This window comes from Rhizobium sp. N324, from assembly GCF_001664485.1.
GTDB lineage: Bacteria > Pseudomonadota > Alphaproteobacteria > Rhizobiales > Rhizobiaceae > Rhizobium.
In genome coordinates, this window is the sequence record NZ_CP013630.1 from 787,342 (window position 1) to 800,977 (window position 13,636).

The 13,636-nt window shown below is 60.2% G+C and carries 7 protein-coding genes and 1 tRNA gene; 5 read left to right on the forward strand and 3 right to left on the reverse strand.

Annotation, left to right across the window (positions count from 1 at the left end; genetic code table 11):
* Positions 1 to 123 precede the first annotated feature (123 nt).
* Entirely contained in the window at positions 124 to 2,076 is a 1,953-nt protein-coding gene (locus tag AMK05_RS03810; RefSeq protein WP_064836660.1) for an acetoacetate--CoA ligase, read from the forward strand.
* A gap of 212 nt (positions 2,077 to 2,288) precedes the next feature.
* On the opposite strand, the gene AMK05_RS03815 is transcribed toward AMK05_RS03810, so the two are convergent.
* The gene (locus AMK05_RS03815; protein ID WP_064836662.1) at positions 2,289 to 6,149 is read right to left on the reverse strand and encodes a sensor histidine kinase; all 3,861 of its coding nucleotides are present in this window, start codon (positions 6,147 to 6,149) and stop codon (positions 2,289 to 2,291) included.
* A gap of 214 nt (positions 6,150 to 6,363) precedes the next feature.
* On the opposite strand from AMK05_RS03815, the gene AMK05_RS03820 reads away from it, so the two are divergent.
* Positions 6,364 to 6,813, forward strand: a complete 450-nt coding sequence (locus tag AMK05_RS03820; protein WP_049733034.1) for a phasin — start codon at positions 6,364 to 6,366, stop codon at positions 6,811 to 6,813.
* 130 nt (positions 6,814 to 6,943) lie between these two features.
* A tRNA-His gene (locus AMK05_RS03825) sits at positions 6,944 to 7,020 on the forward strand.
* Between the two features lie 505 nt (positions 7,021 to 7,525).
* On the opposite strand, the gene AMK05_RS35090 is transcribed toward AMK05_RS03825, so the two are convergent.
* Complete coding sequence (locus AMK05_RS35090; RefSeq protein ID WP_190237334.1) at positions 7,526 to 8,206, reverse strand: hypothetical protein; 681 nt, start codon at positions 8,204 to 8,206, stop codon at positions 7,526 to 7,528.
* A 701-nt stretch (positions 8,207 to 8,907) separates the two neighbouring features.
* Between AMK05_RS35090 and AMK05_RS34350 the strand changes: the two genes are divergently transcribed.
* Positions 8,908 to 9,228, forward strand: coding sequence for a hypothetical protein (locus AMK05_RS34350; protein WP_143535798.1), 321 nt, complete (start codon positions 8,908 to 8,910; stop codon positions 9,226 to 9,228).
* Positions 9,229 to 9,383: 155 nt separating this feature from the next.
* Here AMK05_RS34350 and AMK05_RS03850 read toward each other — a convergent pair whose 3' ends face one another.
* The gene (locus AMK05_RS03850) at positions 9,384 to 9,983 is read right to left on the reverse strand and encodes a hypothetical protein (protein ID WP_064836672.1); all 600 of its coding nucleotides are present in this window, start codon (positions 9,981 to 9,983) and stop codon (positions 9,384 to 9,386) included.
* Positions 9,984 to 10,342: 359 nt separating this feature from the next.
* Here AMK05_RS03850 and AMK05_RS03855 point away from each other — a divergent pair, with 359 nt between their 5' ends.
* Entirely contained in the window at positions 10,343 to 13,633 is a 3,291-nt protein-coding gene (locus tag AMK05_RS03855) for an SNF2-related protein (protein ID WP_143535799.1), read from the forward strand.
* Positions 13,634 to 13,636: the final 3 nt, after the last annotated feature.

Here is a 13,636-nt window from a genome sequence, read left to right on the forward strand (position 1 = left end):
GACGCCTCGGCACTTTGAAGCGATGCATCGTGCTTTCGAATGCGCATGCTTGGATCGCGTCGGTTCCGCACTTTATAATGCAATGCAGCATGATATAAAGGCGGCATTGGGGAGGAGGATTGAATGCAGGATAACAGACCACTTTGGGTGCCCTCGGCGGACGCCGTTGCAACAAGCCCGATCCATGCCTTCATGGCGCGCTGCAACGCCGATTTCGGGCTTTCGCTTTCCGGTTTTGCGGATCTGCACGCCTGGTCGGTGGCCGAGCGGGAGAAGTTCTGGTCGGCCGTCTGGGATTTCTGCGGTGTGAAGGGAGAGCGCGGCGCTGAGGTGCTGATCGACGGCGACCGCATGCTGGAAGCCCGCTTCTTTCCCGAGGCGACGCTGAACTTCGCCGAGAACCTGCTCTCGGGGCGCGGCGAGGGCGACGCCATCATCTTCCGCGGCGAGGATAAGGCTGCGGACCGCTGGTCGTGGGACCGGCTGCGGGCGCTGGTCTCGAAGCTGCAGCAGGCCTTCAAGGCGCAGGGCATCGGTAAGGGCGACCGTATTGCCGCGATGATGCCGAACATGCCGGAGACCGTTGCCGCCATGCTGGCGGCCGCCTCGATCGGCGCCATCTGGTCGTCCTGCTCTCCCGATTTCGGCGAGCAGGGCGTGCTCGACCGCTTCGGCCAGATCGGCCCCAGGCAGTTCATCGCCTGCGATGCCTATTGGTATTCCGGCAAGCTGCAGGATGTCGGCGCCAAGGTCGCCACGGTCGCAAAGAGCCTGGGCGTGCCGACGATCGTCATCCACTATGCCGGCGATGCCGAGGCGGTCGCGCGCGCAACGCCCGGCGCTTCGACGCTGGAAGCCTTCGTCGCGCCCTATCAGGCAAGAGACGTCGAGTTCACGCCGCTCGCCTTTTCCCATCCGCTCTACATCCTGTTTTCTTCAGGCACGACGGGCGTGCCCAAATGCATCGTGCATTCGGCCGGCGGCACGTTGTTGCAGCATCTCAAGGAGCAGCGGCTGCATTGCGGTCTGCAGGCGGGCGAGAAGCTGTTCTACTTCACCACCTGCGGCTGGATGATGTGGAACTGGCTCGTCAGCGGCCTTGCCAGCGGCGCCACGCTCTGCCTGTTCGACGGATCGCCCTTTGCCCCGGACGGCAACGTGCTGTTCGATTATGCCGCGGCCGAGAATTTCGCGATCTTCGGCACCTCGGCCAAATATATCGATGCGGTGCGCAAGAGCGGGCTGACGCCGCGTGCAAGCCACGATCTTTCCAGCCTGCGGTTGATGACCTCCACCGGCTCGCCGCTGTCGCCCGAGGGCTTCAGCTTCGTCTATGAGGGCATCAAGGAAGACGTGCAGCTTGCCTCGATCTCCGGCGGCACCGATATCGTCTCCTGCTTCGTGCTCGGCAATCCGCTGCAGCCGGTCTGGCGCGGCGAGATCCAGGGAGCCGGTCTTGGCCTTGCGGTCGACGTCTGGAACGATGACGGCAAGCCGGTGCGCGGCGAGAAGGGGGAACTGGTCTGCACCAAGGCCTTTCCGTCGATGCCGGTGATGTTCTGGAACGATCCCGACGGCGCCAAATATCGCGCCGCCTATTTCGACCGCTTCGACAATGTCTGGTGCCACGGCGATTTTGCCGAATGGACCGAGCATGGCGGCCTGATCATCCACGGCCGTTCGGATGCGACGCTCAATCCCGGCGGCGTGCGCATCGGCACCGCCGAGATTTACAATCAGGTGGAGCAGATGGCGGAGGTGGCCGAGGCGCTGTGTATCGGCCAGGAGTGGGACGATGACGTGCGCGTCATCCTCTTCGTCCGGCTTGCCGCCGGCGTGACGCTGAGCGAGGATCTGATCAAGGCGATCAAGACGCGGATACGCACCGGCGCCTCGCCGCGGCATGTGCCGGCGAAGATCATCGCTGTTGCCGATATCCCCCGCACCAAATCCGGCAAGATCGTCGAGCTTGCGGTGCGCGAGGTCGTTCACAACAGGCCGGTGAAAAACCAGGAAGCCCTCGCCAATCCGGAGGCGTTGCAGCTCTTTGCCGGGTTGGAGGAACTTAAGGATTGATCGCGGATCGGAAGTGACAAGCTTTTGGCACTGATCGATGCACTGTCATGGAAACCTTTCGTTAAGAAAGGTTTGTCAAATGTAAAAGCCAACTTGGGGGCCGTATATGAACGAGGCGGCCTGGAGCCTTCCGGCTTTCGATGATGGTGATCGACTGAGCTCTTGTTGAACAGCACCAAATTCAAGGCAGCCTCGGCTGCCTTTTTTTATGCTCAACCGGCCAGTACGCGCTGCGAGGGGAAGGTGATCTCGACGAGCGTGCCCTCGTTCGGCGCCGAATTGATCGAGAAGACGGCCCGGTTGGCATCGACCATCGCCTTGGTCAGCGGCAGGCCGAGCCCGGTGCCGTCGCCGCGATGGCGCGACTGGGTCGAGGAGACCTGCCGGAACGGCTTCATCGCCTGGTCGAGTTCGTTGCGCGTCATGCCGATGCCAGTATCGCGGACCCTGAGCACAACGCTGCCATTCGCCTCATAGGAGGTGGAAACGACGATCTGTCCGCCGGATGGCGTGAAGCGGATGGCGTTCGACAGGATGTTCAAAGCAATCTGCTTGATCGAGCGCAGATCCGCCACGACCTCCGGCACCGCATGCGACAGCGCCGTGCGGATGATGACGCGCTGGCCGTTTGCCTGCGGCTGCACCAGGGCTACCGCCTCGGAGACCGCCTCGTTGAGGCCGACGGCGGCAAAATCGAGATCCATCTCGCCCGCCTCGATCTTCGAAATATCGAGCAGGTCGTTGACGATATCGAGAACATGCCGGCCGGAACGGCCGATGTCGTTGGCATATTCGATATAACGGGGATGGCCGATCGGCCCGAAGCGCTCGCCGGCCATCATGTCGGAAAAGCCGATGATGGCGTTGAGCGGCGTGCGGATCTCGTGGCTGACGCGGGCGAGGAAATCGGTCTTGTGGGCGTTGGCGGTCTCCGCCGCACCCTTGGCGTTGCGCAGCTCATCCTCCGTGCGCTTCCACTGGGTGATATCGCGGATGACGGCGCAATAGCCGTTGGAGGAGGTGAGCTGGCCCATTGTCATGAACAGCGGCACGAAGCCGCCGGCGGCCTCGCGGCCGATCACTTCGCGCCCGTCGTTCAAGACACTGGCGACGCCATGGCCGGAAAGGCCGTGGAGATAGTCGAGCACCGCCTTCTGGCTTTCATGGGCAAACAGCATGACGAAGGGTTTGCCGCGCGTCTCCTGCTCATCGTAATTGAACAGTGCGCTCGCCGACCGGTTCATCGAGCGGATGTCGCCCTCGGTGCCGATGACGACGACGCCGTCGGTCGCCGTTTCCAGGATCGAGCGCAGTTCTTCCACTTCGACCTGAAGCTTGGCGACCTTCTCGACCATGCGCTCGGGGCGGGCTTCGGATCGGCTGCTTTCCTTGCCTTCCACCGGCATCAGCGCCAGCATCAATGCGTTGGCGTCTTCCCAGCGCACCGATTGCAGCCGCGCCGTCACCGGAACCAGGCTGTCGTCGGCCTTGACCAGCATCATGGTGCCGGAACCGGCGGCCTTTTCCTCGAGTTCCCGGCGTTGCAGCAGGGCTTCGATGCCGCCGACCTCACGCAATGCGTCGAGCGAGGTGTAGCCGGTCAGCCGCATGAATTCCGGATTGGCATGGATCAGCGCATCGCCGACATGGATGAGCACGGCAACCGGCAGCTGGTCGACCGTTCCCAGCGAAAGCCCGTCGGTCATCTTGACGCGCGGCGGGATGAAGCTCGTCAGCACCTCGATCTGGCTGACCGTCTCCTCCAGCCCTTCCGTCGCCTCGTCTTCGTCCACGACATCAGCATCCTCGGCGTCGTCGTCGCGTTGCGCGTCGGCAGCACTCTCGAAAATCGCTTCCTGCGGCGTGATCTCCTCAAGCGAAGGCACGTCCGCCTCGTCGGCAACGGGCGTTTCGGCCTCGAACTCTTCGGCCCCGGAAGCCTCTTCGAAACTGGCCGGTTCGGTAACCGTGGGTTCTATGCGTGCCGGCGCGGCAGCTTCTTCCTTGCTGGCGCCGAAGGCTTCGAGACGCTTGGCGATTTCGCGGAAATTGGCCTGCTCGGCGGCCGTCAGTCCGGCGCCGCTGTTGTGGAGCTGAACGATCTTGTCGGAGAAGCGGCGATTGGGCGCTTCGGCAATGCGAAGCGCCGGTGGCTCGTTTGACGTTTCCGCTGCCGGTTCGGCGGCGGAGATATCGTCTGCTTTTTCCACAGCGCTTTCCTGGAACGGCGGCTCGCCGGGCTCCTGCTCGTCCGACTCCGGCTCAAGGGGCGCCTGCTCGGCGGCAATATTCTCAGACGCGAGCTCTGTCTCTGGCGGCGGTTCGCTTGCGGCAAGCGCCTGGTCCTCGACCTCATCCGGCAGGGCGGGCTCGCTCACGACTTCTTCCTGCGCTGCCGGCACGTCGTGGACCGCGTCGTCAACGGTTTCCGGCACCGGGCCGAGGCTTGCCGCATCATGGCCGACCCCATCCGGGCCGAGCGTCAGACCGAGCGCCAGCGGATCTTCCTGCGCATCGGAAAGCCGGACGACACCGAAGCCGCGGAAACCGTCGAAGTCGCGGTTGCGGGTATAGGTCGGCAGCGCCGCCAGATCGACTGGCACGACGAGGCTGGTGCCTTCGACCGGCCAGAGGATGGTTTTGCCCGACCATGTGTCGCGCCGCGCGAGCGCCTCGGCAAGCTTGCCGTCGGGATCGAGATTGAAGAGGGCGGCGACATCGCCGAAGGCGGAACCGATAATCTCGGATGCATGCGGACCGACGGCCTCGGCAAATTCGTGGCTGACCTCGGTGAACCGGCCCTCGGCATCGATCTTCCAGACAAAGCGGGTGGCGCGGCTGTTGGGCTTGAAGACGAAGCCGGGCGCAGCTGCAAGCTCAGGCGCAGGAGAGGCGCGGTGGGCCACGGGCGGTACGACGACGGGCTCTTCATATATTGCTGCCGGCGCCTCTTCGACAGGCGCGTCGGCGGCCTCGACACGCGGTTCGGTCGTCGTCGCCGATTCCACCGTCTGCGTGAGGGAGGTCAGGTCGTCTTCGATGATTGCGGCAGGCGCATGGGCCTCATCCGCGCGGCTGTCGATCACGCCGCCGTCGCTCTCCGGCTCGGCCTGTCCAGCGAAACCGGTTTCGTCGGCCACCTGGTCTGCGGATGCCGCTGCCGTCTCCGCCGCAAGTTCGGTTTCGCCGGTGATGTCCTCGAGCGTTTCCTCGACGTCCTCGATCCCGGAGACCGCGTCGATGATTTCGGTAAAGCCTATGTCGGCAACCGGCTCGTCGCGGAAGTCCTCGGCCGGGGGCACGGCGTCTTCATTCGAGGGCGCGTCAATCAAGTCGAGCCCAGGCGCATCGAGGGGGGGCGTATCGATCGGATCGGACGCGGCTGCGTCGACCGGGTCGAGATGGCCGATCGCCGTCTCCACGGCAAAGAGCAGGTTGAGTGCCGGCTCGTCGCTGAGCTTGCCGACGGCTGCCGGAAGATTGCCTCTGCCGGTCGCAACGGGTCGCTTCACCAGCCGGTCGGGATGCGCACCGGCAAGATTGATCAAGGTCTTTGCCGTCTGCTGGGAGATGCCGAGCGAGGCAAAGCCCGGCGAGGCGGCGATGACGTCGCCATCGGCGCCGATCACGGCCATATGCGTGTCGGGATCATCGAGCCCCTGCAGCATCTGGGCGGCCGAGGCGCCTGACGTCAGCGGCTTTGCCGAGACCGGCACCGAAAACAGCATGGCCTTTTCGCCCGAGGAAAGCCGGATCAGTTCGGCCGCCGCCTGCACCTGCACGCGCTGGAAGCCCTTGGCAACGCGGATCATCAGGCTTCTGTGGTCGCCGATATCGGCAAGCTGGCGTGCGGCCGTTTCCAACTGGCGGAAGGTGATGTCGGTGCGGTCGACGCCCTGATCAAGCAGATCATAGACGGCCGCATGGCCGAAAAGTTCGGCGCCCGCACCGTTTGCCCAGAGCAGGCGGGCGAAATCGGCCGAAAACAGCACCATCGCCTCACCGCGCGCAAAGCGTTCCCGCACCCGCGCATGCACGGCGATATCGATGAACGGATATTGGACTGCGGGCATGATCGAACCTTGTCGCTGTCGGCCTTCTTAAATTAACGGCTTATTAATAACTGCGGGGCGCATGCGGGTCCATAAGAGCAGCGGGTTTTCGGCCGGCAAGGTTAACGTCTTGTGCATCGCACAATAATTGTTGCAATGCACAATGAAATGTCTTATATAAGCGTCATCCCAACTATTGCAGGCAGCGACTGCCTCAGCCCAAAGGATGCGACCCATGGCTACCATAAAGACCGACGACGTTTTTTCAATCGCTTCTTTCGACCCGTCCAAGTTCGCGGAATCCTTCCGTGATTTCGCCGAAAAGGGCGCCCAGCAGTCGAAGGACGCCTATGCCAAGCTGAAGACCGCTGGCGAAGAAGCCGGCAAGACCCTCGAAGCCACCGTCCAGACGGCACAGGCCGGCAGCGTCGAGCTCGGCCTCAAGGCGATCGACATCCTGCGCGTCAATTCCGAGAACTCGCTGTCGCACTTCGAAGCGCTGCTCGGCGTCAAGTCTGCCGCCGAATTCTTCGAGCTGCAGACCGCCTTCATCCGCAAGCAGGCCGAACTCACCGTCGAGCAGGCGAAGTCGATCCAGGAAACCACCAAGCAGGTTGCCGAAAAGCTCGCAAAGCCCTCCAAGGACGCCGCCGAAAAGGCCATGGCTTCCTTCAAGGTTGCCTGATCGGTCTAGATCGATCGAAGACAAAAGGCTGGACCTCGCGTCCAGCCTTTTTGTATATTGACGAGGAATGGGGCTTGAATTCATCGCCAAGTCCTCGTATGTGACCCCCATCGCGCCCGGCGCGGTTTATGCGGTTGTAGCTCAGTTGGTTAGAGCGCAGGTTTGTGGCACCTGAGGTCGGAGGTTCGAGACCCCCCAACCGTACCATTTTCCTTTAGGAAAATCAGCAACTTAGGTGTATTAGAGGAAGCTAGCATCCTCTAAATTCAAGTCTCAACGGTCCGCCATACCGTCACCATACCAAACTCCGTAGCCCTGATAGCGCCTGCCTTTGTCCACAGAATTGGGTCCGCATGGATGGCCGGGCAGGGGCGACGGTATGATACCGCGCCGATTCGAGCATGGGCGTCTGCAAGATTCGAGGACTATACAGCCCGATCAGCGACCCTTTGCCAGTCTTGGTTCGAGATAAGCGTGCTGGCGTACATCCGGACACGAGATGCACCATCGATCGTCTTCAATGTTCCCCGCACAGAGTTTACGAGCGCCGCAGGCATCCAGGGACTGAGGATTACTGCTTGGATGGTCCCAGGCAGCAACGGAAAGTTCGTGAATTCAGTTTTGCGCTTAGTGTCCTCATACAGGATCCTGTATTCGCTCTCCGGCTCGTAGGGATAGCGCTTGATGAACGGCAGGTCGTCCACTACTGGGTTCAGGTCGGGCAGTCTGCTAATCTCCTCGTAGTGGGCCGTACGCCGGGCATTCCTTTGAAAGCCTTCAAGAGCTTCTCGGGGTTGAGAACGACGCAGACCTCGTCGAGGTTCGGCGAGAAGCCCCCCCAGTGATGATACGTTTCCGGCGCTCGGGAGAGGCAAATGGCCTTGAGCGTCTTGAGGCTTTTGCGTTTCTTGTAAATCTCCATGAAGTGGCGATCATTCCGATCGTCCCACGAGTCAGGTGGAAGCAGCGTGATCTGCCTCGTTTGAAGTAGGTGGATAGCAGCAGCGAGATTCGTAAATCTTCGAAATTTTCCATCAGAACTTGGCGTGTGTGTCATCTCATCCCCCAAACTTCGTGAACGATCCTGCATGACACCAAAACGACGCGCAAAACTCCCCTTGACTATCGAGGTAATGACAACAAAATAAAAACAAATTCCGTCGACGATGGAAGCTATTCCTAAGGAAATCTCATGTCCCAGCAGCTCGCTCTCGATATCCCGGACGCAGAAACTGACACCCAGTCGCCGGCCGAGGTCGATCTGGCTGTGTCTGTGCTCAATGCCGCAGGTGGCGATCCGCTCGTAGCGATCCGCTGTTTGCTCGCCGACGCCGATTTCCTCAGGGACCAGCTCTTCGGCGCATCCAACCTCATGAGCAAAGGCATCTCGCACGGCTGGAAGCCTAAATACGAGCGGGTGTCGTGAAGCATCGAAAAGGCATCGATCTCGTCCGCGACGGCGCCGACGCGGGCTACACTGTCGGAGAAGGCAGCCGACGCGGCGGTTTGGAGCCGCCTGATGCCCCGTGTCGCGTGGAAGTCTGGAGTGACCCGCCCAAAGCCGGCGGCATGCTCCTGGAGACGATATCGCGATTTACCGTGTTCGCGGTGTCCTGCGCAGCCCTCCGAGCAGCCGTCCGAGAGCGTCCTGGAAAGACGTTCATCCACCTGAACCAAAGACATCGCATGGCATGTGAGCGCGCGCCGGATCCGCCCGTCCCGGAGTTCCTGCGGCCGCTCGGGCGGAAGCGGCCGCAGGCCTCAAAACATACAATGCTGACAGGATGACGCTGAGCCAGCTTGAGGAATGGTATGTCCTCGGCGGCAAATGTGCGGCATGCGCGCACAAGGGCTTCGTCGACAGATGGGAGCTAGCACGGCGCGTCGGCAAACACGCTGTCATCGCCGCCCTGATGCCGCGGCTTCGATGCACCGCTTGCGGGAATCGCGGTAACAACACATGGGTCACAGGTCGCATGAAACGGTAGCGATCGCACTTCCTTTACCGTGCCGCAAGAAATCGACGAAATGGGGCTCTCAAGGAGTCCAGGTCCCTATAACGTCGCCTCCGAAATCGAAACGGAGGTATCTCTTATGGGCATGACGATTTTCGACTCCGGGGATCCTGCAGGCCGCGCCGGCCTCGAACTTGGCCTGATGACTGCCGGCATCGTCGGTAGCCTCGCTGACGCGCACGCTGCAGGTCGCCAAGCTGCCGAAGAGCGCGCTGAACCTCGTGCTGCGTATCAGTATGCATGTGAGCTGTCGGAAGCTCGTGGCCGCGCTGACGATCTTGGACGTGTCGCTATCCGCGCCGTCCGCCATGTCGCCAGCCTGGAAGCTGAGGTTCGGCGTCTACGTGTTGCGCTCGAGCAGCGGCAGGCGCACATCGACCGCATGCGAGGTGCAGCATGAGCATCATACCGGATATTTCAGATGCTGGTATCGCGGCACAGTTTGGCGACATCGTCCATGAGCTTCCTGAACTGTACGAAGCCTTGCGCCGCTTCGAAATCGAAAACCGCCCGGCTGTGACCTCGGGCGGCTTCAAAACGAAGGCTGACTGTTTGTCAGTGCAGCGTGGCAGGAACATGTTTCGGATTAAGGTTGGGAACGCCCGGAGCAAGGAATAGCTCCCGCTGAACTTGCCGAAACAAGGCTGCTATCTGCTGCCGTTTCACTTCTTCGATGTCCTCTTGGGTCGGGATCATATAGATCTCGGCCGTTTCCGTTTCTGCTGCTGCCTTCGGATAGCCCGGCCTGACTTCTCGCGCTTCCAGGCTCCGCGCGCACGCACCTGTCGTAGACATGCCGAGCTTGTCGAGATCCTCGTCGCTTAGCCGCATCAGCCAGTCCTGCTGCGCGTCATCGAGCGCGGAGAGATCCATGCTCGCGCGGCCGGTAGCATCTGCCTTCGCGTAGGCACGGACAACTTCGCCTGGCAACATTTGCTTTATCAACTCGTCGACCGCCGCTTCGTTCTCGACGGCTAGCTTCTGCGCATCTTCGACTTTAGCGCGTTGGATATTTTCGAACCCCTGCGCGCTTGGCGGGTTGAGCATGCCTAAGAGCCGGAGGATTGGCGCGAACACCGCAGCCAGTATTTGAAAGAACCCTTCGATCCAGGCTAGCGGATTTGGCCAATTCCAGAACGATCTCTTCTTTTTCATGTCGACATCTCATCGTTTATCGACACTAGGATCCGGCTAACGGCCGAAACCGACAAAGAGGACGCGCCAGCGGATTTTTCGAAAGAGGTCTGTCGACTGCCTGTGGTATATCCGGTCTCTTTTTTTTCTAAACCACGAAATCAAGCACGGATACGCTAAAACCTTCAATCCAACGCGTCGGGAGAAGCGATTCCTGCGCAGTCTCACACGGCGATTGAAAGCATACTCGTCAGCCGCATTCCGATTACAGCACATGTGGAGAGTGGAAGCAGGACGCCGACGAGGCTTGTAACGCCAAGTTGCTCAGCTATACATCATTTTCTAGGAGAACGTTTCGACGCTCGTGGGAGGGGCGTGAAGTGAACAATTTGACATCGCGATCTCTGAAGCCATCGGCAGACATAACTATTCCGATAGGAAGTCTTGTAAACGTAACTGCTCTTGCAACTTTTGGGATCGGCAAACTCCACAAATATGATGAGCAAGGTCGCGCTGTAATTCACTTCACCGGTGAGGGCACTCGGACGGTCGCACCGAAGACCCCAATTGTCCGAGTGCGTCTCAGTCCAGAAACATCTGTACGTTTTAAGACTGCTGCCGGCACGGTCGCGATAGGGGAAATCGTCGATTTCCTCATCAAGCGCGAAGACGGTGGTTTCGTCTACCGAGTTGCTTTTGATGACGAAATCCATGACGTTTGGGAAGGCTTGATCATGCCGGTCGGGGAGACGACCGATCCTGTGCAGTTGCTCAAGGCATATCGTTGGGACACGCCGCGAAACTATATCGCTCGATGGTCAATGGCGGATACTTACGGCCGCTGGTGCGCGTCGTCTGGCGGATTGCCCGCGATGCTGGGTGCTCGTGTGCTTCCGTTGGGCCACCAGATCTACGCGGCACGCCGCGTGCTCTTTGACCGCACGCCCCGCTTTATTCTCGCCGATGAAGTTGGCCTCGGGAAAACGATCGAGGCCGGGATGATCATCCAGGCGTTGCAGGCGGAGCGGCAGGATTTTAGCGTACTTGTAGTGGCGCCGGGGTCTATGTCTCGCCAGTGGCTAACGGAGACGTATCTGCGCTTCGGCGCTCGCGCATATCATCACATTGATTGTGCCAGAATGGTCGAGGAAGGCCGTGGCTCGTTGAGGACCTTAGTTGGAAGCGAGAGGCTCATAGTCGCAACAACCGCACTTGAAGCATATCCTGAACTTGCTGAGATGATTGCCGCGCGTCGCTGGGACATGGTGGTGATAGATGAGGCTCACCAGATCCCGCCCGGTCACGCGTTATATCCTCAACTGCAACGCCTCGCTTGCCAGTCGGACGGCCTCCTGCTTTTGTCCGCGACGCCCTCGAAGCGCGACATGGCTGGCTTGGTAGGGCTCCTTGCGCTGATTGCACCTGATGCCTACACCGACCACTCGCCAACGAACCTCCAAGCAAAGTTCGACCGACAAAGCGAAGTCTGGGACCGTCTCAATTTCACCCGGAAGCTAATCGACGCCACTGCGGCAGAAGGTCGGGAGCTTAATTCAGATGAGGTGGAGTTCGTAGCCGGTGAATGGGTAGGCTTTATTGAAGGCGATCCCCAATTCGATGCCCTGCTGGAGCGGATGCGGGCGGGCGAAGCACAAGCTGCAATCGAACTCATTGCTTATGTGCAGGAGTTCCACAGGCTCGACCACCGAATCATTCGGACGCGGCGCGCAACGCTGCCAGGTGAAACGACTGCTTGGCCTGAGAGAAAGCTCATAGAGTTGTCGTGGTCAGCTAGTCCGGCCGAAGCCATTTTCCTTAACCACCTTGAGGAGTTGCCTGAAAGCGAAGGACCAGAAGGCACGGCAATCCGCGCGCTTTATCAGCGCTTTTGTTCAACCTCTCCCAGTGCTGCCGTACGCTTCCTGGAACAGCGGCGAAAAGCCCTCGACGACGGACCAGACGGCGACGCCAACGACCCCATTGGACGCATCGCATCGGATTCGGGCCCAAATGATGAGCCGATCATCCTAGCGGAACTTGTCGGAGATCTTTCACCACTTGAGGGAGAAGACAGGTGGCTGCGGACGGCTATGGGTCTTGCAGAGGCTTGGGAGCAGGAAGGCGGCTTCAGCCGAGCGGACGTCCTCGAAAGCTGGCTCGATGATCACTTGGCTGATCCAGATCACCAGGTACTGGTTTTTGTGCAAGACGCCAGATCTGCCGACGATCTTGCTGATCGGTTCGAAGGGCGATATGGCAAGCGCTCGGTCGCGCGTTTCCACTGCAATATCGAAGAAGTGGATCTCGCCAGTACCGCCTTTCGGTTCCAGCACGATAAAAGTTGCCGCGTGCTCGTCTTGGACGAACTGGGGGGCGAGGGTCGGAACTTCCAGAATGCTTCCGCAATCGTCCATTTCGACGTGCCGGTCTCCTGTGCGCGGCTCGAGCAGCGCATCGGGCGGCTCGACCGAGTGGGCCGGAAGTGTGACTCACACGTTCTATCTGTCGTATTGGAGCCAGGAACGGCGGCGGATCAGGCGTTACTGGAAATGCACCGCGATGTCTTCCAGGTCTTTAATCGTTCGATCGGCGGCTTAGAGTTCATATTGCCGAAATTGCAACGGCAGCTCCAAGCCGCTTACGGAGAAAGCCCATCCGCATTGAAAGCGATTATCTCCGACCTTCGTGCCGAGGTCGATGCATCGATGAGCGCAATTGACGAGGCTTTTGACATATCCCTTGACGCAACTAAACCCCAGCTTGAGCGCGCATTCGCCCTCGCCTCAGAAATGGAAGACGAGGGTGATACGCTTGATAGCGCTGTGACGCTGCGATCGTGGGCTTCGCGCCTTGGAATTCAGACAAAAAAAGGGGAGGATGACACCAGTGAGTTTCGCTGGACCAACGGGTCGCTCAACGTCACAAGTGATCGTTTGAAAATAGGCACAGGCGCGGATGGTGAAACCCGCCTGGTCTGCGGTACGTTCTCTCGGAGAATTGCTCTAGCACGAGACGACCTCCAGTTTTTCGCCCCTGGCCACAGTCTCGTCGATACGATGACTTCCGAGGCAGAGCATGGGCGGCACAGCCGGGTCACAGCCTTCATGCTCAATGGTTTCCCCAAGCTTAAGGGCACTTTTCTCCTCCAAGTACTTGCACGATCTGTCCTCGATGAGCGTGTCTGGGTATCACATGACATCGGACCGGGGCTGGCCGCCCGCGCCCGGTCGTTACTCTGGCCGGAGGTCACCGCCGAGATCATGCTGCTCCGCGACAACCGCGGCGCACGTCAAGATATCGTCACTCATGGGGGTATTCGGGGCTTTCTCGATCAACCGCGGCGGGACTTGAACCTCAGAGCCATCGAACCTTCCATGGTCGGCGAATTGCCATTCCTAGCCGAGTTGTGGGGTTCGATTGATAAGTCTGTTCCGATAGCTCTCGCGTCCATTGCCAATCGTCGAGCCGCCAGTGCGAAAGAACGAGCCGATGCGCTGGAGACCAGTCTGCGAGGAGAGATTGGCTTTCTTCATTGGCAGGCACATACCGCAACTAACGATGCTGCGGCGAACGAATTTCTTTCTGCGATTGAGGCCCGGCAGGCACTCATCCAGTCCGTGCGAAATCCGCGTACCGATCTCCTCGGGCTGGCTTTGGTAGCCCTGGTCTAATTG

What these genes read in the sequence shown, in the direction of transcription:
- AMK05_RS03810 (WP_064836660.1), top strand. Translation starts at nt 124, where the DNA reads ATGCAGGATAACAGACCACTTTGGGTGCCCTCGGCGGACGCCGTTGCA.
- AMK05_RS03815 (WP_064836662.1), bottom strand. Translation starts at nt 6,149, where the DNA reads ATGCCCGCAGTCCAATATCCGTTCATCGATATCGCCGTGCATGCGCGG.
- AMK05_RS03820 (WP_049733034.1), top strand. Translation starts at nt 6,364, where the DNA reads ATGGCTACCATAAAGACCGACGACGTTTTTTCAATCGCTTCTTTCGAC.
- AMK05_RS34350 (WP_143535798.1), top strand. Translation starts at nt 8,908, where the DNA reads ATGGGCATGACGATTTTCGACTCCGGGGATCCTGCAGGCCGCGCCGGC.
- AMK05_RS03850 (WP_064836672.1), bottom strand. Translation starts at nt 9,983, where the DNA reads ATGAAAAAGAAGAGATCGTTCTGGAATTGGCCAAATCCGCTAGCCTGG.